General features: G+C 46.9%; 22 protein-coding genes. 11 read left to right on the top strand and 11 right to left on the bottom strand.

Going from position 1 to position 20,795, the window contains the following annotated elements:
- The 5 genes from QZT80_RS00200 to QZT80_RS00180 all read right to left on the bottom strand — a co-directional run.
- A partial coding sequence (locus tag QZT80_RS00200) for a hypothetical protein (RefSeq protein ID WP_295116424.1) occupies nucleotides 1-792 on the bottom strand: 792 nt, incomplete at its 3' end.
- A 28-nt stretch (nucleotides 793-820) separates the two neighbouring features.
- Nucleotides 821-3,472, bottom strand: a complete 2,652-nt coding sequence (locus QZT80_RS00195; RefSeq protein WP_295116422.1) for a histidine kinase dimerization/phosphoacceptor domain -containing protein — start codon at nucleotides 3,470-3,472, stop codon at nucleotides 821-823.
- Between the two features lie 359 nt (nucleotides 3,473-3,831).
- The gene (locus tag QZT80_RS00190) at nucleotides 3,832-4,842 is read right to left on the bottom strand and encodes an alpha/beta hydrolase (protein WP_295116420.1); all 1,011 of its coding nucleotides are present in this window, start codon (nucleotides 4,840-4,842) and stop codon (nucleotides 3,832-3,834) included.
- A 197-nt stretch (nucleotides 4,843-5,039) separates the two neighbouring features.
- A complete protein-coding gene (locus tag QZT80_RS00185; protein ID WP_295116417.1) occupies nucleotides 5,040-7,166 on the bottom strand; it encodes a S9 family peptidase in 2,127 nt (708 codons plus the stop codon).
- Nucleotides 7,167-7,336: 170 nt separating this feature from the next.
- Nucleotides 7,337-8,044, bottom strand: coding sequence for a hypothetical protein (locus tag QZT80_RS00180; protein ID WP_295116414.1), 708 nt, complete (start codon nucleotides 8,042-8,044; stop codon nucleotides 7,337-7,339).
- A gap of 95 nt (nucleotides 8,045-8,139) precedes the next feature.
- On the opposite strand from QZT80_RS00180, the gene QZT80_RS00175 reads away from it, so the two are divergent.
- Complete coding sequence (locus QZT80_RS00175; RefSeq protein WP_295116411.1) at nucleotides 8,140-8,865, top strand: EcsC family protein; 726 nt, start codon at nucleotides 8,140-8,142, stop codon at nucleotides 8,863-8,865.
- Here the strand turns inward: QZT80_RS00175 and QZT80_RS00170 are convergent.
- Nucleotides 8,862-9,332, bottom strand: coding sequence for a hypothetical protein (locus tag QZT80_RS00170; protein WP_295116408.1), 471 nt, complete (start codon nucleotides 9,330-9,332; stop codon nucleotides 8,862-8,864). The genes QZT80_RS00175 and QZT80_RS00170 overlap by 4 nt on opposite strands.
- Nucleotides 9,333-9,451: 119 nt before the next feature.
- On the opposite strand from QZT80_RS00170, the gene QZT80_RS00165 reads away from it, so the two are divergent.
- The 3 genes from QZT80_RS00165 (at nucleotide 9,452) to QZT80_RS00155 (ending at nucleotide 11,381) form a co-directional block, all read left to right on the top strand.
- On the top strand, nucleotides 9,452-10,030 hold the full coding sequence (locus tag QZT80_RS00165) for a hypothetical protein (protein ID WP_295116406.1): 579 nt from the start codon (nucleotides 9,452-9,454) through the stop codon (nucleotides 10,028-10,030).
- A 78-nt stretch (nucleotides 10,031-10,108) separates the two neighbouring features.
- Nucleotides 10,109-10,837, top strand: a complete 729-nt coding sequence (locus tag QZT80_RS00160; protein WP_295116403.1) for a phosphatase PAP2 family protein — start codon at nucleotides 10,109-10,111, stop codon at nucleotides 10,835-10,837.
- A 148-nt stretch (nucleotides 10,838-10,985) separates the two neighbouring features.
- Complete coding sequence (locus QZT80_RS00155; protein ID WP_295116400.1) at nucleotides 10,986-11,381, top strand: hypothetical protein; 396 nt, start codon at nucleotides 10,986-10,988, stop codon at nucleotides 11,379-11,381.
- An 8-nt stretch (nucleotides 11,382-11,389) separates the two neighbouring features.
- On the opposite strand, the gene QZT80_RS00150 is transcribed toward QZT80_RS00155, so the two are convergent.
- The 3 genes from QZT80_RS00150 to QZT80_RS00140 are packed head-to-tail and all read right to left on the bottom strand — an operon-like array spanning nucleotide 11,390 to nucleotide 12,789.
- Complete coding sequence (locus QZT80_RS00150; RefSeq protein WP_295116398.1) at nucleotides 11,390-11,827, bottom strand: hypothetical protein; 438 nt, start codon at nucleotides 11,825-11,827, stop codon at nucleotides 11,390-11,392.
- A gap of 8 nt (nucleotides 11,828-11,835) precedes the next feature.
- Nucleotides 11,836-12,333 (bottom strand): 2'-5' RNA ligase family protein, encoded by a 498-nt coding sequence (locus QZT80_RS00145; RefSeq protein WP_295116395.1) that lies wholly within the window; start codon nucleotides 12,331-12,333, stop codon nucleotides 11,836-11,838.
- On the bottom strand, nucleotides 12,334-12,789 hold the full coding sequence (locus QZT80_RS00140) for a YhcH/YjgK/YiaL family protein (RefSeq protein WP_295116392.1): 456 nt from the start codon (nucleotides 12,787-12,789) through the stop codon (nucleotides 12,334-12,336).
- A 147-nt stretch (nucleotides 12,790-12,936) separates the two neighbouring features.
- Between QZT80_RS00140 and QZT80_RS00135 the strand changes: the two genes are divergently transcribed.
- Entirely contained in the window at nucleotides 12,937-13,224 is a 288-nt protein-coding gene (locus QZT80_RS00135) for a hypothetical protein (protein WP_295116389.1), read from the top strand.
- A gap of 48 nt (nucleotides 13,225-13,272) precedes the next feature.
- Here the strand turns inward: QZT80_RS00135 and QZT80_RS00130 are convergent, their stop codons facing one another.
- Nucleotides 13,273-13,770: a hypothetical protein gene (locus tag QZT80_RS00130; RefSeq protein ID WP_295116386.1), complete on the bottom strand. Its 498-nt coding sequence runs from the start codon at nucleotides 13,768-13,770 to the stop codon at nucleotides 13,273-13,275.
- A gap of 331 nt (nucleotides 13,771-14,101) precedes the next feature.
- On the opposite strand from QZT80_RS00130, the gene QZT80_RS00125 reads away from it, so the two are divergent.
- On the top strand, nucleotides 14,102-14,653 hold the full coding sequence (locus QZT80_RS00125; protein WP_295116384.1) for a hypothetical protein: 552 nt from the start codon (nucleotides 14,102-14,104) through the stop codon (nucleotides 14,651-14,653).
- Nucleotides 14,654-14,707: 54 nt separating this feature from the next.
- Here the strand turns inward: QZT80_RS00125 and QZT80_RS00120 are convergent, their stop codons facing one another.
- Entirely contained in the window at nucleotides 14,708-15,667 is a 960-nt protein-coding gene (locus QZT80_RS00120; protein WP_295116382.1) for an AraC family transcriptional regulator, read from the bottom strand.
- 228 nt (nucleotides 15,668-15,895) lie between these two features.
- Here QZT80_RS00120 and QZT80_RS00115 point away from each other — a divergent pair, with 228 nt between their 5' ends.
- Genes QZT80_RS00115 through QZT80_RS00095 form a run of 5 tightly spaced genes read left to right on the top strand, consistent with a single transcriptional unit; the run spans nucleotide 15,896 to nucleotide 20,780 of the window.
- A complete protein-coding gene (locus QZT80_RS00115; protein WP_295116380.1) occupies nucleotides 15,896-16,642 on the top strand; it encodes a peptidoglycan-binding domain-containing protein in 747 nt (248 codons plus the stop codon).
- A complete protein-coding gene (gene hxsD, locus QZT80_RS00110; protein ID WP_295116379.1) occupies nucleotides 16,639-17,004 on the top strand; it encodes a His-Xaa-Ser system protein HxsD in 366 nt (121 codons plus the stop codon). Before QZT80_RS00115 ends, hxsD begins: the two co-directional genes overlap by 4 nt.
- Nucleotide 17,005: 1 nt before the next feature.
- Nucleotides 17,006-18,508, top strand: coding sequence for a His-Xaa-Ser system radical SAM maturase HxsB (gene hxsB, locus QZT80_RS00105; protein ID WP_295116377.1), 1,503 nt, complete (start codon nucleotides 17,006-17,008; stop codon nucleotides 18,506-18,508).
- A gap of 3 nt (nucleotides 18,509-18,511) precedes the next feature.
- A complete protein-coding gene (gene hxsC, locus QZT80_RS00100) occupies nucleotides 18,512-19,630 on the top strand; it encodes a His-Xaa-Ser system radical SAM maturase HxsC (RefSeq protein WP_295116376.1) in 1,119 nt (372 codons plus the stop codon).
- A 49-nt stretch (nucleotides 19,631-19,679) separates the two neighbouring features.
- Complete coding sequence (locus tag QZT80_RS00095) at nucleotides 19,680-20,780, top strand: DNA alkylation repair protein (protein WP_295116374.1); 1,101 nt, start codon at nucleotides 19,680-19,682, stop codon at nucleotides 20,778-20,780.
- The last annotated feature ends 15 nt before the right edge of the window (nucleotides 20,781-20,795 follow it).

Below are 20,795 nucleotides of genomic sequence, written 5' to 3'. Positions count from 1 at the left end.
TAACAACACGCGTTCAGCTTCGGCTATTTCACCCTTTCTGAAATGTGCCTGGGCAACCTGGTACTTTTCCCATGGCGTGTGCCCCCCGCTATCACCTCCCAATACAATTATTGAATCAAGCAGGTCGCTGCAGGTAGGAAAAGAAGTATCGGAAGGGGGTAAATAACTAATCAGGCCGGCAATTGTTTCAAACACCCGCTGGGGATCATTTTTTTCATGCGCGTACCTGGTCATCGACAGCCAGTACTGCTTTCCGGTTACAAAATCTTCCTGGGAGAAATAACACATGGCTATGTACACGTTCATGCCGTTCGCATCGTCAAAAAGTCCGTTATCGAGGGCTGTTTTTTGAGCCAGAAAGGCATAGTGCAAGGCGCTGTCCTGCGCACTCCGACTGCTGCTCTGCCGGTAGGCGTAAGATAATCCACGCATGAAATAAAGCCGGTCGGACAGGGACAATTTGGGTAAGAAGACCTTCATCTGCGCTATGTCCCCGGATTCTATCGCTACCCTGGAACTAAGGTATTCGGCTGTCTCCAAACCCCGCTGATATTTTAATTGCCGGCAAATAAGCGTTGCGTTGCGAATCAGTTGCCTGGCACTGTCGAGATCTGCTACCCTTTCTTCGGGCTTGGAAATACAGTACTTCGCCAGCTCCAGCATTTGGTTTGCCAATGTTGTATCCCGTGGTGAGACGGTATTTATGCCCTGCATGAGGCGCGCGCGGTGCATTTGCGCTTTGGCAGGCATTGTAAACAGGAATAATAATAAACATATCAGGCACCACCTCATTACAGGCTATTTAAATTGACAAGGTATTTCACACTGCGGCTTTTTTATCTTCAGGTTTAAATAGCACAGTGATCGTTGTACCCCGTCCCTCCGCGCTATTAATCATCAATGTGCCATCCATATCCGAGGCGAGACCTTTCATCAGGCTCATTCCCAGCGAATCGCCCTCGCGTACCCGGTCGTTATCAACGATCCCTATACCGTCGTCGGCAATTAACAGTGTAATGCTGCCGTTGTAGTCCTCGTGCATCCGGACACTGATCAATCCCTCTTGCCTGCCATTAAAGGCGTATTTGAAACAGTTAGTGATCGATTCATTCAGGATAAGTCCGATTGGCAAAGCTTTGCCAATGTCTAATACTATATCATCTATGTTAAGATCAAACCGTACCAGCCGGCTTTGGTCAGCATATTCGCTTAAATGCTCCGTAAGCTCTTTGATGTAATGCGGCATATCCACCATCGCAGGATTGTCTGACTGGTACAGCTTTTTATGTATCAGTGAAATGGCGTTTACGCGGTGTTGACTATCCCTTATGGCCGAAATAGCGGTATCGTCCTGCAGGTAGTACGATTGGATATTCAGCAGGCTCATGACCACCTGCAGGTTATTCTTTACGCGGTGATGTACCTCTTTCAACAACCACTCTTTTTCGCCCAGTAACTTTTGCAGGGAAGCGTTTTTGTCAGAAATCAGTTCCCGCTGCTTCTCCAGTTGCCGGTTACTGCGTTGCTTAAGACGGTAGCGGCTGAAAATAAGTACCAGCAGTAATACCAGCAGCACCCCGCCTCCGAAAATAAGATTTCGCGTATTCCGGGCCTGTTTCAGCAAGTTCTTTTGTAAGCCCCATTCGCGGTTAAGCAAACTGTATGTTTCTTCGGCGTGCTTCAGCGAATCACCACGTTGCCTGGCCTGGCTTTGCGCACTGGCAATATACCCGCGTTGCAACTGGTCGCGCCTGCGGGCGTTTGTCCGGGTTTCGTTCAGCAGCGTTTCCCGCAGTCGTCCTGTTTCTGTGAGCCATACAATTTCATTCGCCTTCTGATCCAGCTCCTGTTGTCTTTTCGCCATTTGGTAGCGAACATTCAATGCCTCCAACTGTCCCATTTTTTCGCTGTTAAACAAACTATCGCTCAAACGTTTATGTTCGGAGAAATGCCGGATAGCATTCAGATATTGGTGTAAAGAGTTATTCACTTTATACCACATGAATTCGGCATGAATTTGCCGTGTTAGCTGCAGGCGGGCACGCGGGACTTTAGATTCACCTTTTTGCAGGTAAAGGAGCGCCTGCTGGTAATGCCCCATTTCGTAACTTACGTTAGCGAGTAAATAGTAGATATCCGAAGTAAGGTTATCCAGTTGATAATCCATCGCGGGCAATTTTTTTTCGGCATCATTCAGATAATAGATCGCTTTATGATAATCACCGGCCGCCAGGTAAAACTGCCCCATATGTTTGTCAAACTCAATGGCGTAACGTTCCGTTTGAACAGGTATTTTGTCCCTTCTTTCCAAAAGGTATTTAATGGCTGTTACCGCTCCCTTACTTTCACTAAGCGCCGTAGCATAGGCCAGGATCGTGAACCAGTTCTTCAACTGATCGGGGGGCATACCGTTTGTGATCTTACTGAGTTGCTCCTGAAATTTATCCGGCTTTTGAAAAGAGGCCTCAACTTCAGCCAGCCGGCCTTCGTATATCCCGTTGAGTTGAGGGCTGTTTTCTGTGATTTGCGCATTTGTCAATGCTTCCTTTGCATAAAACAGCGCCTTCGCCTCATTGCGTTTCGCCTCGTATAGTTTGCTAAGTATCTCAAAAGTTTTATACCGCTTAGTTTCTCCGATAGTTGCCTGCAGGGTGTCCAATTCCAGCATAAAGACTTCTGCTGCATCGAGCTCGCCTTTCCAGATCAGCAATTCACCCATATCCGACAATCCGATAACCAGACGCCTGTTGTTCTTTGATGCCCTCGACAGTTCTATCACCCTGAAAAGGCATTCCTTTTTTGTGGGATGGGTGGTATCATCGCCGGTGAGCGTAGCTGCCAGGGCCTGCCAAACAAATATCTCATTATCCCTATCATTGTTTCCACGGTGGTAGTCGGCCATTTTCAGGAAATGCCGCTTCCCTTCTTTTAGTTGATTTTTCCGCAAGTACCCCAGCGCAATATAATATTGCGCTTCATTTGCCGTGCTGTGATCCCTGAATTTGGTGGCATACTCTTTCATCAGGAACGCGTAGTGCAGTATACTGTCAGACGCATGTTGATCTTTGGACTGTTGGGCATAATATCCTGTCAGGATTCTTACCAAGCCTAAACGGTGTTGCGGGGCGACCCACTGCAGTTCCTTCGTTAACTCCGCCCAGTTTTGGGACCAATAGGCCCAATCTGCCCTCAGTTTGTGAACTGTCAGTTTTGCTTTTTCATCTTTTAACTGGGTGCAAAGATCGATCGCTGCATCCAGCAACTGCCTGGCGTTTTCCAGGTCTGCAGTATTTTCACCCGGCTTCTCGATCAGAAGACTCGCCGCCTCTGCTAACCGGCGGACCAGCAGCGTATCGCCCGGCGAGGCAGTATATCCCTTTGGGGGTATGCGTAATGGAATCCCTGCGTCAGACTGCGCATGGACTTCCAACCTGAAAACAAATAGTAAACAAATGCTCAGTAACAGCCTCATGAAGTAATCGTTTTGGATAAAAGACCAGCTATGAGCGTTCCATACTGGCGGCAGCTCTTTATACAACATTCAAAACAAGTAAACAGGAACAGTCCGATCATGAAAGCCTGGCATCTGGCTAAACCCGGATAAAGATACTGATATTCGGCAATCGCAGGGAGGTTTTAGCGCTGGTACAGGAACGAAGACTATCGGAAAAGATGACAATTTCATCGAAATGGTTGGGCGTGGCGTTTAAGCATGCAAAATATACGGTAGGTGACTGAGGACGGCAGGGCTCTTTCGCACCAATCTACGACTCATACGAAAGGCCGGAGTACTAAAACCCCGGCCTGTACGCTATGATAAAAAGCACCTGATTATGCCAGGTATTTCTTCAATTCGGCTGCTGCATGTAATATCAACGATTTGGTGGCATCCAGTTCGGCCATGCCGTTCAGCATGCCCCAATCGTGAATAACCCCTACATAACGGACCGTCGTTACTTTTACGCCTGCCTCGTCCAGCTTACGTCCGTAAGCTTCGCCTTCGTCGCGCAGGATATCATTTTCTGCTACCTGGATCAATGTTGGAGGCAGGCCTTTCAGTTGTTCTGTGGTAGCTTTCAGGGGTGATACATAGATGTTTTCCCTGTCGGCTTTATTGGGGGTATACTGATCAAACATCCATTCCATTACCGGCGCGGTAAGAAAACGTTGTGCGCCAAATTGTTTATAGGAAGCCGTCTGGAAATCGGAATTGGTTACCGGCCAAAACAGCACCTGTAATTTGATCGCCGGGCCGTTTTCCGCTTTAGCTCTCAACACCGTGGCGGCACTCAGGTTACCGCCGGCGCTGTTACCCACAATCGCCAGTTTATTACCATCCACATTGATTTCGCTGCCATGTTCGGCCACCCATTTGGTAGCGGCATACACTTCGTTTAATGGAACAGGGAATGTTGCTTCCGGGGAACGGCTATATTCCACGAATACAGAGGCATAACCGGTTGCCACCACCAGGTCGCGCACCAGCCGTTTGTGCGTGGGAAAATCGCCCAGTACCCAGCCGCCGCCATGTACAAATATGAAAACGGGCAGGGTTTCTTTAATGCCTTCCGGACGTACAATAAAGAGTTGAATATCCATACCATCTGTGTTGATGGTTTTTTCTGTTACTTCGATACCCGACAGGTCTACTTTGACTGCCTGCTGCGCGCCTTCCAGCACCTTACGGGCTTCCACCGGCGGTAAGGTTTCCAAACCAGGACCGCCACCATTCAGGGGTTTCAGAAAAGCTTTTGTTTCGGCAGTCAGGTGTGGGTCCACAGAATAGTCAACCGGCTGGCCGCTCGCAACGAGGGCCTCAATACTTAGCGTTGCTGTGCTCATGAGGAATTAGTTTGTTTTTTCAATATGAAGTGTACCGGGGCGCCGCGGGCGCCCCAACAGTGCATGCCTGTTTTAACGAAACAAAACTACGGCCTGCAACACCTCTCATCAATAACAAATACCCGGCTTCTTTTGCCAATATCATCGTAATAAAAAAGGCGGCCGATTACAGCCGCCTTCCTCATATTATAGCTTTACTATCTAAACGTCCATCGTTCCCTGCCCAGCTCCGCTCCCGCTGGCAGTTCGCCGTTATTACGTGCGGGGGGCTCCACGCCCATCAGATGTTTCACAAAGAAATCACGCTTCTTCATTCTGCCGTAAGGGCCGCCATCGCTATGTCCCATACCCGGCACGGCGAGAAAATCGAAATCCTTATTGGCTTTGATCAGTGCATCTGCCACACGGTACGTGGATTCGGGCGGCACGTTGGTATCGTATTCGCCTACGATGAGCAGCAGGTTGCCTTGTAATTTCGAAGCATTGGTTACGTTCGATTGTTCGTCGTAGTGTTTGCCTACAGGATATCCCATCCACTGTTCGTTCCACCATTGTTTATCTACGCGATTGTCGTGGCAGCCACAGGCCGATACGCCGGCTTTGTAGAATTCCGGATGGAACAGTAAAGCCGACACGGTGTTTTGTCCACCGGCCGAGGTGCCGTAGATACCCACGCGTTCATCATCTACGTACGCATATTTTTTGGCCAGTGCTTTTATCCAGAGGATACGGTCGGGCAAACCTGCATCGGCCAGGTTTTGCCAGCATACATCGTGAAAGGCTTTTGAGCGGTTGGCCGTGCCCATTCCATCGATCATTACCACGATGAAGCCCAGTTCTGCCAGGCTTTGCATTTCGCTGTAGGGCGTAAAGGTTTTAGGTACGAAGGAGCTGTGCGGGCCTGCGTAAATATTCTCCAGCACCGGGTATTTTTTAGTGGGATCATAATCGGAAGGACGGCTAACAATACCATAAATATCCGTTACGCCATCACGGGCCTTCGCTACAAAAACTTCCGGCGCACGGGCACCTGATAGTTGATACTGAGAGATATCGGCCTGTTCCAGTATAGATATTTCTTTGCCATCGGCCGATCTTTTCAGTTTTGTAACCGGGGGCACGTTTACCTGCGAGTAATTATCCGTGTAATAAGTTCTGTCTGGCGAGAACACGATTTCATGATTACCTGTTTCTGGTGTGAGCGGGGTAAGCCCTTTACCATCAAAACCAATACGGTAGTAATGCAGGTTGTATGGATCTTCACCCGGCTGCATACCGCTTGCCTGGAACCAGATCTGTTTCTTCACCGCATCAATGCTGTCAACACTTCTCACCACCCAGCTGCCTTTGGTGACCCGTTGTTCTTTGCCTGTTACCAGGTCTACCAGGTATATATGTTTCCAGCCGTCTTTCTCGGAGGTGCGCAGTAGTACGTTGCTTCCTTCCGGGTAGGCGGTAAACAGGGTGGATGCATAGATGAAGGTGTTCGTTTTTTCGTCTACCACTGCTTTGGCTTCCGCGGTTTGTGCATCCACCTCCATTACCCGGAAGCGCTGGTGACCGCGGTCTGCTTTTTCGTAGGTAAAGTAACGGGCATTGCCTTTTCGCCAATGCAGTTCGGGCGCCTGCAGGAAGTTGATGGGTTCGGCATTTACTTTCACGGCTTTCTGTTGTTCGAGGTTAAACAGGAACAACGTGTAAGTAGTAAAAGGATCGCCGGGTTGTTTGTAGGGTTGCGAGCGAAGTTGCCCGCGCATAGTGCCGGGTACGGATGTAAGAATGTAATAGATCGCCGAATCTTTTACCGGTTGTATGGCGTAACCTGCGAGGTATTTGCTGTCGGGACTCCAGGTAAGCCTTCCGTACGGTTGTTCATTACTGCCGTTGGTCGTAAACTGAACAGGCGCACCACCGGCAACAGGTTTAACAAATACATTCCCCTTTTCCAGGTAAGCTTCCCATTTTTTATCAGGCGATATCAATTGCTGCGGTCTGAAATTACGCTCGCGGCTGGCAACTGGCGGTGTTTGCAGCGTATCAGCAGCGGTAGCCGGCCGCCTGGTGCCTTTTACTGCATCTATATAAATATATTCTTTCCTATCCTTCAGCACATTACAATACCAGAAAGCCTTACCGCCGGGCAGCCATTTCGCATCTACGGTATATTTAAACACCGCGTCTTTGGTCAGGCTATCCATCCCCGCTGCCCTTTTATACCTCGCCACCAGTTCGTCGTGCGAAGGCTGGAAGCGGGTTACCGTTTGCGCGGTGGCTGGTCCCGCAACGGCCAGCATTACTGCTATGGCATTTAATAATTTCCCCATCTGCTCTACATTGTTTGAAGCGTTAAATATATTGGTTTATCGCATGCGGGGGTTCGTGGGGATTAACTGATTATTGACATTCTTTAGCAGTAAGGCTGGTGGTTGAGGGTAAATATATGGTTACAGGGGCACAGGAACGCCTTCAGCGATTACCGCGTGTTATCCTTTAACTACCCCCGCTGCTGCATGTCCGGATCGGCCCCTCCCATCCCCTTATTCACGATCTCCCCTCTTACCCAGGCCGCCATGGTATCGGTGAGCTTTTTATCTACCTTACCCCATACGCACTGGAAGCCCCATTTTTTACCGGCATGGGTATAATATGGCTGGTCGTCGTTTACTTTCCATACTACCAGGGGCATGGTGCAGAGGACGAACAGGCAATCCCAGGTGAGGTAGAATTGCCGGGGTTTAAGGCTGGATAGCGACGGTCTGCCATAGCTGCTGGCGCGTTGCCGGTCGCCGGGGGGCATGAGCAGGTATTCGGGGCGGAGTTTTTTTACCGGTGTTTCGATTTGCACGTCGCCGGCCCGGCGTTGCAGCGGTTCATCGAACAAACCCCGCCAGATGTCCTGCAACTCATGAACGTACTGAGCATAGCGCAGTTTCCCGATTTTGTCCAGTTCCACGATCCAGCGGTCGGTGTTGGTAGCTTTTAACTGTACGGTAACACCGTTAAAAGTCTTTTGCCAGAGGGTATTATTAGAGCCGAAAACGGGTGTAAACTGCAGGGAAAACAAACGTGACCCTGTGATGCGCAGGGGCATTAGTTCGCCCGACAACTCGGGCATCAAACGCAGGTCTGACGGCTGTATCCTGACGACCGTATTCTCCAGGGCGAAGTAATAATTCACCCGTACATCTTCATGCTCTACCATGCCTGCAATTTACTAATATTTTTAGCAAAACAATCCATCTTCAATAACTACTTTTTTATTAAATTTTCTGGCACCTAATTCGCACAGCCCTTCTTATGTTATATGAACAACAAGCAAAGCTGGAAATGGAATTCTGGCAATATAATATGCAGAAACGCCCCTCCTGGTTCGGCAAGGCCACTAAAGGCCTGCAAGACAAAGTGAACCAATGGATACCGCAAAAGGTACATGACGGTATTACCGCTGCTATTAAACAAATGGTGAAGGGGGTACTGTTTGGCTCCACGTACACATCTCCGGGCAAACAGGACTTTACCTCGCTGTTCGATGTGGAAGATGCGGTACGCAAACGAATTGTATGGTACCGCAACACGGCGGCGGCTGAAGGCGGTATTACGGGAGCGGGCGGTTTCTTACTCGGGCTGGCCGACTTCCCCATCCTGCTGACCATGAAGTTGAAACTGTTGTTCGATATTGCTACCTACTACGGGTTTGACGTGAAGGATTATAAAGAACGGCTGTACATCCTGCATATTTTTCAGCTGGCTTTTAGCAGTCAGCAGCACCGGCAGCGGGTGTATGAGCAGATAGAAGACTGGAACAATAAAGTGAAACAGTTGCCTGAAGACAGTGAATCATTCGACTGGCTTAAGTTTCAACAGGAATACCGCGACCATATAGACCTGGCTAAAATGGCGCAGTTGGTGCCGGTAATCGGGGCAGCGGTGGGCGTAGTAGTAAACTACCGGCTGGTGAACAAACTGGGCGACACTGCCATCAATGCGTACCGCATGCGGCTGGCACAAAAGGGCGACCTTTAATCCAACACCGTCCGCGTAAACATAGACGAATCTTTCATCGTAAACACGAACTTTCCTGTAATACGCATCTCCATCGCATTAGGCCCTGCGTTTTGGGTGAAGCCGGGTATCCTTATAAAATCTACTTCCATCGAGTCGAGGTACAGGTAACTGATACGCATGGTGGTATAACCCACCTCCTTCATATCACGGAAGGCCCGGGCGGTTTTTTCGTTGTAATGTTCTAAAATGGTCAGTTCTTGCGGAAATCCACCATGCGACAGCCGGTAATCCTTCATAGCGGCGGTAAAGCTGATGGTCGGGAAGGTTAATTTCCGTTCCTTTTTGCGGCCCAGCGGTACGTATACCCTGTCGTCGCCATAACGCGGTGGGGGATGATTACGGGTATAAAATCCGCAGGATGAAAAAACGGATGCCATTAAAAGCAGTAGTGTGCTAACTTTTTTCATGGGTAGATAAGGAGTCATTTGGTAACAAATTTAACTGCGGAAAAGCTGAGACGGTAGTATGCCTGTTTAAAACAACGATCTGGTAATTTGAAGCGGCACATTTATGTGTTTATTTGAATATCCCCTACCTTCGTACTATGACGACGGAAAAATTTATCAGGGAAACATATAACCAATTAAGGGAGGCAGTGCTGAACTTTCCGGAAGAAGATACGGACGATATTTACGCCATTTCTTTCTACAAAAGCAATGTGGACGACGATTTGAGACTGCCCGTGCTCACAGTGGGCTATAACACGGTAAGCAACTGGAAACTAAGCGCACCCGGAGAGATCCCTTCTCACCACGAAGAAGCTAAATGGAACTATGCCTTTTGGCTGCAGAACGAAGAAATGCTCATTGGCGGCGACGAAGATGCAGTATTCGACGCCTGGGTAAAAGGGCTGCCTTTCTATTATTCGGATGAGGAAGAAGAGGCTGAATACGAAGAGGTGTTTGAAAAGGGAATGAAGATACAGGAAGCGTTTATGGCCATTACTACGGCCCTGTCGCTGCGCCTGCACGAAGAAGGCGTAATCAGGGAAAAGTTCGGCCGCGATATACCCGTAATTATCCATGAACTGGAATACTACGATGAGCCCATTACCTGGACGCGCAAAGGCAATCCTCCCGGACTGCCAAACGAGTTTGAAGCCTGGGTTTTGTCGCTTCAGTAAGCGTATTTTACCTTAACATGATAAAAAGTCCGGGATTTCCCGGATTTTTTGCTTAATATGTAGGTAGAAACCTACAACATGAGATTTGGCTTTTTGGTGCTGCTGTTATGCCACGCGACCCTGAGCTATGCGCAGCCTACTCCCGACACTGTGAATCCGGCTAGGCCTGCATTACACTATATCCCGGCGGATACTTTCCGCCTCCCTCCTCCCATTCGTTATTCGCACAAACAACTGATCGTTCCTGCGGGACTTATTATTTCCGGCATCCTGGTAAACGGGAATGGGGATGAGAGTATCAAAAATGAGGTGAAGGAGATGCGGAATACGCACATGACGAGCTTTAAGACCAAGATGGACAACTACCTCCAGTACTCCCCCGTGTTGATCGCCTACGGGCTGGACGCTATTGGCATTAAATCGCGGAACACGGTTGTAGAACGCAGCCTCATACTGGCAAAGGGGGCCGTGCTGAACTACGCCACGGTGAACATCCTGAAACGGGTGACCCGGCAGTTACGGCCCGACGGAACTACTTACAATTCATGGCCGTCCGGGCATACGGCCAATGCCTTTGCGGCCGCTACCTTCCTGAGCGAAGAATATAAACACCGTTTTAAATGGATGCCTTATGCCGCCTACGGTTTGGCAGGCACCGTAGGTGCCCTGCGCATCTGCAACAACCGCCACTACATCAGCGATGTGCTGGCCGGCGCGGGCTTCGGTTATCTCTCCATGAAAATGGCTTATTGGACGCACCAGTACAAATGGAGCAAAAAACGCAAGAAGGACTACCCTACATTTTAGCGGTGTATACACCAACAGCATATACAAACTAACGTTACCCCCTGTTCCTGGAAACGAACAGGGATTTCTCCTATTTTTTGATATTTTAGCGCAGCTGAGGACAAAACATCCGATCAACAGATTCCTGACCTAAAACAAAGATTACCTCATGACGAGCTTAAAGAATGGCATTATTATTTTGTCCGCACTGCTTTCTCTTTCTTCCTGTTCAGAACCAAATAAAATTAAGCTCACCCTGGGGCATGGTATTAAGATCAGCCGCTTCCGTATAGAAGTGCAAACGATCGATTCTACCGTTAAAAAAGTGCAGTTCCGCCGCGATTCGGTGTTCTACATTCCCGACTCACACGGCGAAAACGACTGGCGTTTCATCTACAACGACAGTATTGAACTGGCTTTCCGGCATATCAAAACCAACCGGAACGATCATCACACTTACACTTTTATGGTGTATGAAAAAGACAGCACGATGATGGCCGACATCTCTATCAGGGGCGTGTCGAAGTTCGACACCATCATGCCGTTCAAACCTGTTAAGCGATAAATCCTCTCTTAATTTTTATTCACCAGGTCCTGGAAACGTACATCTGTAAAGGTTTCGGAGTACAGGATCAGCAGTTCATTGCCTAAACGTTTGGGGGCAAAACGGTTGGGGGTGGGTAAACGAAAACTGGTGCGGGCACTGCTGGCAATAGCGGCCAGGGCATATTCTGTGTCCTGCTGGTTCTTAAATTCCATGCTGATCATACCCAGGTGAAAGCGGCGGTCTTCACATTCGAAATACCTTACGGACGTAGCCGCGGCAAAGTATTGGGTACGGAACTCCCGGTTGAGGAAGGTTATACGGCCTTTCGTACGTTTATCATTCTCATAAATCCTGGTATCCTCACAAAGATTACCTGGCAAACGTTGCTGCAACTGGTCGAACAACAGATGTCTGTCGGCTGGTTTAAAAGAGAGGCAGATCAGGAAAAGCCATATATACTTCATATTCGGTATCATTTAGTAGTAAACGGATAACGCCCCAACGCCTTCCAGGGACCTTTAAGATACTGCCAGCTCAGCAGGCCGGTGGCAGTAATGGAAAAAGGCGTAAAATCTTTCAGCAGTTCCTCGTGCAGGCAGCTGGCCTTAAAAGCCGTCACCTTGTTTTGGATGGTGATGTGCGGCCAGCGCCTGAGCCTGTCCTGCCGGATAAGCCAGGGCCAGAAAGCCTGTTGCATGTCAACGTGTAAGGTATCCAGCTCTGGCGAATTGATGTTATAGGCCACCCCTTTGCCAAAGTTTTTAACACCACTTACCTCCAGCAACATAGGGCCGCGAACAGCAAAACGTTCGAGGTGTTCATGCACAGCCGGCTCATCACCCGGTAACTTATGAAAAAGTGTAATGTGCGCGTCCAGGTAATTAGCATGTCCGGGGAAGTGTTTTTCGCGAAGTGCATTAAAAAAGGACTGTGCCCCCGGCTCCAGTTCCAGTGTTATGATCAGCGACATCTAGTTCACACTGATCTTAATCACCACCTTTTTAACAGCCGCCGGCGCTGCGATCCTGATATTAGGCATATGCAGATCGGTAGGAAAAAAGATGGCGAAGTAACCCTTCTCCAGTTTTGAAAAGAACGCCGGTGTTTCGCCCCAGAGCATAAAGTCCTTTTCGGCATCATAAGCCTGCGAAGGAGCCTGCTGCAGCAGGAAGTCGTGCCCGATCAGTTCTGCACCGCTTACGATGTATTGCACATCGATGTACTTTTTGTGCGATTCCATCTGTTCTGTGGTGGCATCTACTGTATCGTACTCGTTCACGATCGCGAAAATATCCTGCCCTTCTATCTCGTATTTCCCCTTTTGCACCGTGGCAAAATCGGTTTGTGCCAGGTATTGAAAAGCCTTTTCGAATTTAGCGCCAAGGCCAAAATATAAGTGAGCGTTCTGTAACGTATCAATAATCATAATCCGGGTGCGTGTTTAGGCTGGCAAGATAGGGGGAAATTGGGAAATAAGCGACAGCAGGCGGCTTAACGTTTTCTTAATAATTCCTTAACCGATATATATAGTTAAAAAGTACCGTTTTTGCGACCTATGTATAAACGTCATGTCATGGAGAACGGGAAACCGATATATGAAGAGATCATAGCCCGCTTTCAGCAGTTGCTGAAGCAGGTGCAGCCACAGGTAAAAGAACTGAAAAGAGGCGATGTACACTTATTTAAAGCCCGCGGCCGGCATATGGGCCTGGTCAATACTTACGCCGATTACATACAACTGGTGGTGTTCCCTCCCACCCGCAAATTTGCCCGCAATATGGTGTATGACTACCGGGCAGATGAGCAGATCAACTGGCACCAGATTGAGATGATCGTGAAAGCTAATTACCAGCAGGCATAACAAAGCCCCGTCGTATGACGGGGCTTTGCTTTTTTATGTAGAATTATCTTATTGCACTTCTATCTCCAGCGCAGCTTCCCCTTCATACCCTTCAAGATCGTTATCTCCATCGGCCTGTTTCACCTCGTAAAAATGGACGCGGGAAGAGGCGAACTGCGCCATATGCTCGCTCTCAAAGTTGGTTTCATTGAAAAAGGCGAGCACCTTAAAAGTTTTACCGGGAAACTCTTCATGGACTTTATTGGCCAGCCGGTGGGCAAATTCGAGGGTCCATTTCAGGTATTCCAGCTCATCGTCTTCCTCTGGCAGGTCCGTATCGAACCTGTTCCTCGAGTATTCAAAATCCATCCTTTCCTGGTCGTCGGCAAATGAAGGCACATTTCTACCCTTATTGATGGCCGCAAGCAGGATGGTGTTATCCTGCTGGATTAACCCGTCATTGAGCACATTTTCTAACGCTTCCGGCAGCACGTAAGCTGCAGTGCGGAAGTCGTAATTCAGTTGCTGGAGGTAGGCCTCCATGTTTTTGTTGCTACGAATGATCATAGTCGTAAATGTAGGTAAAAAAAGAGAAAACTAAAGGTTTGGAAGGAAGATGGGGGAATAAACCGTTGGGAATCATGGGGATTAAAGTTAAAAGAGGACGAGTTGTATATCCCCGCTATATCGTTTCTATATCGTTTGTATATCCTCGCTATATCGTTTCTATATCCAGGTTAGTTCCAGGTACCTTTCATCCTCCTTCCAGGTAATATCGACCTCCAAAAAATCCTCCGTTCGGGAACAGTTTTTACTCCGTTCAGGAACAGATTCCGCCTGTACCCCAACCTATCTTTGTGGGGTAATCATTATTTCTTAATCATTTAAATTTTACACAATGTCAAATTCAAGAACAAACGCCATCACGTATGGCATGAGCGGAAAATTCGGTAATCAATTCGTACTCCGCGACGGCGTCCTTTGCCAGATGCCGAAGAAAAAGAAAGGCAAAAAATCGGAAAAGCAGCAAAAGGCGAACGACAACTTCCTGCTCGCCGCCAGGTATGCAAAAGCCGCTATTGACGATCCGTTACAAAAGGAAGTTTACCAGGCAAAGGCAAGCGCCAAAAAGAACGCTTACAACTTAGCCATGAGCGATGCATTTCATGCCCCGAGAATCCTCGCGGTAAAGACTATGGATTACTCAGGTGAAGCAGGCAGCAGGCTGCTGTTCAGTATTGTGGACGACTTCAGGGTACAGTCGGTAAAAGTGAGCATTTACAATGCTGCCGGCGACCTGTTAGAAGAAGGTGTCGCTACACAGGAAAACGGCCAGGCTGACTGGCAGTACCTCGTCAAACAGGGCGGGCATAGCCCGACAGGCGGGAAGGTACTGGTGAAAGCCACGGACCTTCCGGGCAATGAAACGGAAAGAGAATTCCTACTCTAACCCGTCGGTGAAGGCGGGTGCCTCTTTAGGGGCGCCCGACCTTTATCTTTTCAGCTATTTCCTGAACTTACCCGGGGATTTGCCTGTTATCTTTCTAAATATTTTACCAAAAGAAGGCAGGCTTTTATACCCAAGCATATATGCTATTTTACAGACCTTGAAGGTAGTTTCGCGCAACATCCGGCAGGCTTCTTTTATCTTCTTTTCAACATTCAATTCGCGCCTGCCTTTCTTGTTCCGTAGCTTAAATCCATCGCGCAGTTTGCGCTTGTTCATGGCAAACAACCGGGATAGTTGCTCTTCGTTTGGCTGTTCGTCATGCTCCATTTCCGCCAACGCATCCAGGTTTTTGATATCTTCTTCCGTATAAGATTTGGGTAAAGCAGCCCGTTCGACTGTAAATAACCGCATATATATCAGCAACAGGTCATTTAGCCGGCTCGTAAAATAAGTACTCCATTCCGGCTCGTGAAAGTCACATTGTATCATCTTTTTAAGCACGGCCTTTACATCGGTGGTCATGCGTCCCCTGATCTGCTGTATACCCAATTCAGATCCCGCGGCTACCCTCTCGCACACCTCGCGTAATTCGGCATATTTCAACGCCGCGCGTTTCAGGAAATCGACATGCAGCTCAATCATCAGGATCGTACAGTTGCCCTTATGAATAGACAAACTGTACTCCCCGCGTGGCAGGTAATAAAGATGATAATAACCTTCCCGGAACACGGTATCACCGACCCCATTCAGCTGCCAGGTAGCGTGACCTTTCATCACATAACAAAATGCAATGGTGGGATGCTCCGTATGCAACGGTACTGTGCCCGGCATCTTCATTTGGGAGTTCTTAAGCCGGATAGCATGCGAGTCGCCCTGCCTCTCCTGGAGGCTTGTACGACCGGAATTACTGGCTAAAACAAACACCTCTGCATGTGGGATAGCGGGCTCGCCCCCCGATAATTGACTGGAGGTGTAAAAGTCATCTTGCGCGCCGTTAGGCAAGCGGAATTTCATAAGCGTTTTACTGGTTTTGGGTATGGTGTTTTAAACGCTTAGACGATTTAAATAGACGGGCTGGGGAAATAAATTTAGGGGATTTGGATTGTTTGGCAAAAAAATACAGGCACAATGCACCTCCTTCGTTAACAAATGTTTAACCAAATTAGTTTATTAACAACTTTAAATTGTTGATTAGTAATTCCACGAATAATTATAATCAATAATCCCTAATTAACTTCCTCCATGAGCAAAGAAAAATTTGGTTTTCAGGCGCTCGCCAAAAAGAGCCTGGCCATTATAGCAGCAGCCCTGAGTACCCTGGCTAGCAGCAAAGGCGAAGCAAAGCCGCTGCCGACACTTTTAGAACCTCATCCAGACAATTCAGCAGACTACCACAGAAATGTTTTAAAACCGAAACTTGTTCTCAAGCTAAACACATCGAACCCAGAAAACAGCCTGGTTATAATGCACAGGTCACACAGCTCTCATCGGTCGCATTCGTCCCACAGTTCCCATAGTTCTCACTATTCATCATCTTATAGTCCCAGCAAGTCGAGCTATACCCCTCCGGCGCCGGCATATACACCATCTACCAGTTCTTCATCAAGCGGCTCGTCAACAAGCGGTTCTTCATCAGGCAGCTCTTCAAAAAAGACCTCGACAAGTCCTGCGAGATCTTCAAGAAGTGGTATTTCTCCACTATATACACCGGCTAAATCTTCTGCGGGTAAATCTACCTCCAATTATTCCCAAACTGATTCATCAACTTTGAGTTTAGGTGAACGAGTATTAAAAAGTGGATGCGAAGGCACGGACGTAGAAGAGTTGCAACGGTTACTACAGATTTTAAATAAGGACATTGTAATAACTGGCTACTATGGGCCTCAAACTCAAAAAGCCATAACAAAATTTCAAAATGAAAATGAACTTAACCCCAATGGAATAACCGACCAAAAGACGCTTACCGCGATAAAAAACAAAGCTAAATGAATTATATAATTGATAACCATATACTGAGTTTCCAAATTGACGCGCAAATTTACAATGAAGAAACAGTTTTGAAGACGCTCTACTGGCTCAGTGGGTCTTACCAAATAGACCTAAGAAAACCAAGCGAATTATGTTTTACTGTCCAGATAAAGCCAACTCACAATGAAATTACCGACTGGAACAATGTGATGACGAAAATAAACAAAGATTTGATTGACAATCAGCTAAGGTATATAATCAAAATTGAAACCTGTAATATCCGCGACCTGATAGTAGCCAAGGCATTTTTACATTACGACCTCTTAAACGAACCGGAAAACCCGGTTTCGGATCCTGTCGGCTTTGATCCTAAAGCAATTTAACATGACAAACACCCCAGCTGCCATCAAAGGGAAAAGAAAATTCACGAGCAAAGATACTTTCAGCAATAGTGATCCATCAGCCTACTTTCTTCTTCCGTTCAGATTCCTACAGTTAACCAGCGATTCGGAGATAATTGTCAATGACATTGGTGACTTTCTGATCATTCCATCGGGAACTGTTCAAAAAATAGTTACAAAGGCCATTTGCAAGGATCGACAGTCAGAATTATATGCAGACTTAATAGCTAACTTTTTCATCTCTGAAAAAGCTATTCCAGAATTAGTAGATGTAATTTCAACCCGGTACAGAACAAAAAAATCCTTTCTTGACAACTTTACTTCGCTTCACATCTTTGTCATTAGTTTACGCTGCGAACACACTTGCCACTATTGCCAGGTATCCCGCGTCACTTCAGACAAAGAGATGTTTGACATGAGCCGGGAAAATATAGATTTAGGGATAGAAATAATGATGCGATCACCATCTCCTAACCTCACAATGGAGTTCCAGGGAGGAGAAGCACTACTGGCTTTTGATAACATAAAATATGGGGTAGAAAAGGCTACGACTGAAGCTGGCAGAAAAAACAAATCAATCAGCTTCGTCATCTGCACAAATCTTGCGCCGCTAACAGATGATATTCTATCATACTGCAAAGAACACAACATACTAATATCTTCTTCTTTAGATGGACCTGAATTTATACATAATAAAAACAGGCATAAACCGCGTGCTAACAGCTATCAATTGGCTGTAGAGGGAATTTTTAAATGTAGAGAGGTTTTAGGAGAAGAAAATGTTTCAGCGCTGCTAACAACAACAAATCTATCCCTTCAACACCCGGAAGAAATCGTAAATGAATATGTAAAGCTGGAATTCCGGAACATCTTCTTAAGACCTATCAGTCCGTACGGATTCGCCACAAAAGCTGCTGAGAAAAATCACTACAACACGACCCTCTTTATAGAATTTTACAAGAAAGCTTTAGATGTCATAATCAATCATAATCTTAATGGATACTTCATAAGAGAAGACTACGCCTGCATCATACTAAAAAAAATACTAACCCCATTCCCTACGGGCTATGTTGATTTACAGTCACCGGCAGGACTTATAAACAGTGTGATTGTCTTTAATTATGATGGAAAAATATACGCCTCCGACGAAGCAAGAATGCTTGCTGAGATGAAGGACCACACCTTTCAACTTGGAACATTAGGAGTTGAAACTTATGAAGAAATATTTTACGGAGATAAATCGCAAAGCATCGCTGAATGTTTCCTCAATGAGTCTCTTCCTGGATGCTCCGATTGCGCATTTCAACCATACTGTGGAGCTGATCCGGTATTTAACTACACAACTCAAGGTGACATGAATGGCCATCGGCCAAGCAGCTCTTTTTGTCATAAGAACATGGAAATAATACGACACCTTTTCGTGCTTATGAATGAGGATAAAAGAATTCAAAAGATATTTAGAAACTGGTTAACTGGTAAGAGTTAAATTATGGAACTTAAAACCAAAGGAATCCCATTTGGCATAAATCGCCCGATTGTAGGGGTCGTAAATAAAAGCACGCTTGATCCTGGCTCAATAATGATCAATACCTTTCCAGGCGAGCAATTAATCGAAGACTGTTTTACCCTTTCCACTACTGGCGTGCCCCCTTATGGCCCCAACGGCATTTATGCCATTCCTGACCTAAATTATCTAAATGATGGCGACGTAATTGTTTTGAATACGGATGGAGTAATTAATACAATTTACAGATGCGAATCCAGACACAATTTTCTACTATTTACGGAACGTTGTAACAGCAACTGCCTTATGTGTTCTCAACCGCCGAAAGACAGGGATGACACCACTTATTTCTATAATTTGTACAAAGAAGCAATTCCCTTAATCCCTAAAAGCTGCTCAGAATTAGGAATAACGGGCGGCGAGCCTACTTTGCTAGGGGAACGTTTCTTTGCATTATTAGAATTATTGCAAGTTAACCTACCCGACACAGAAATACACTGCCTGACAAATGGAAGGTCATTCGCATGGAAAAACCTGTCGGACAGGTTGGGTGACTTATCTTACAACAAATTAATGCTGGGCATCCCTATCTACGCAGACTATGCAGATTTGCATGATTATGTCGTTCAAGCTAAAGGTGCGTTTCAACAGACGGTTTTAGGCTTACATCACCTCGCGGCAAACAATGTACGAATAGAACTACGGATCGTCCTCCACCAACAGACAATACCCAGACTGAAAAAACTATCCCGTTTTATATATAAAAACTTACCATTTGCCGAACATGTAACGTTTATGGCACTTGAAAACCAAGGATATACGCCGCACAACATTGATAAACTGTGGATAGACCCAATAGACTACGCTGATGAGCTGGAAGATGCAATTCATTATTTATCAGACTTTGGCATGAACGTATCGTTGTACAACGCGCAATTGTGCACAACACCTAAGAGTCTCTGGCAGTTTTCCAGAAAATCAATTTCCGACTGGAAGAATATTTATCTCAGGGAATGTGAAAAATGTGAGAAGTTAGACGCATGTGGAGGATTTTTCGCTTCCAACAAACTATTATTCAGCAGAGGTATAAAAGCGTTTGAATAAATATAAGCACCCCGCCCCCCTTAATTAAGATAATTACTATCTTCCCGCCATGGCACTACTCAAAGACCTATACAACACCACCTTCTACAAACAACTCTCCACCTGCCTCGCAGAAGCCATCCCTGGCTTTGATAAAAAGAAATTCTTAAAACAGGTAGATGTACCTGCGCTGGAGGCTATGGAGTTGAAAGCCCGGATGCGGCATACCACGGTAGTGCTGCACGATTTTCTATCGCAGGATTACCCGGAAGCATTGACGCAAATATCCTCGCTTATAAAAGTTCTAAGGGCACATGATTTCGCCGAACATGGTTTGGTATTCATGTTCCTGCCAGACTATATCGAATGTTATGGACTTGACGACTACAGCAAATCGGTGAAAGCACTGGAGGAAGTAACGCAGTTCATTAGCTGCGAATTTGCGGTGAGGCCCTTTCTGATAAAATATGGGGAGAAGATGGTAAAACAGATGGAGAAGTGGTCGAAACATAAGAGCTTCCACGTACGGCGTTTCGCCTCTGAAGGCGCGCGACCGGCACTCCCCTGGGCCATGGCGGTACCGGCATTAAAACAACACCCTGAACAGGTGTTGCCCATCCTCGAAAATCTTAAGAATGATCCGCACCCCTGGGTACGCAAAAGTGTGGCGAACAACCTCAACGATATATCAAAGTACAACGCAGACATCGTACTGGATGTAGCCAGCCGCTGGAAGGGCATTAGCGCCGAAACGGACGCTATTATCAAACATGGCTGCCGTACGCTCCTGAAGCGGGGAAATGCATCGATCCTCAGTCATTACCAGCTCGACAGCAGCACGCTGAGCGTGAAGGACTTTGCCATCGTTACGCCTGAGGTGATAGTGGGGAACAGCCTGGAGTTCAGCTTCTCGGTAAAAAATGAACATACGGCCAAACAAAAGGTGCGGTTGGAGTACGCGGTGTATTATCGCATGGGCAAAAACCAGTACTCTAAAAAGGTGTTTAAGATCAGCGAACGGGAATTTGGCGCAGGTGAAACTGCTGTTATCAAACGAAAACAACCTTTTAAAATCATCACGACACGGCGATTTTACCCTGGCATACATCAGTTGGCCATCATCGTGAATGGCGCGGAGGGACAAAAAACAGAGTTCATATTGGGAATGTGAGCCAAACACATCTAT

Origin of the sequence: uncultured Chitinophaga sp. (assembly GCF_902168175.1) — a bacterium.
Lineage (GTDB): Bacteria > Bacteroidota > Bacteroidia > Chitinophagales > Chitinophagaceae > Chitinophaga.
This window is presented reverse-complemented; position numbering and strand designations above follow the sequence as displayed.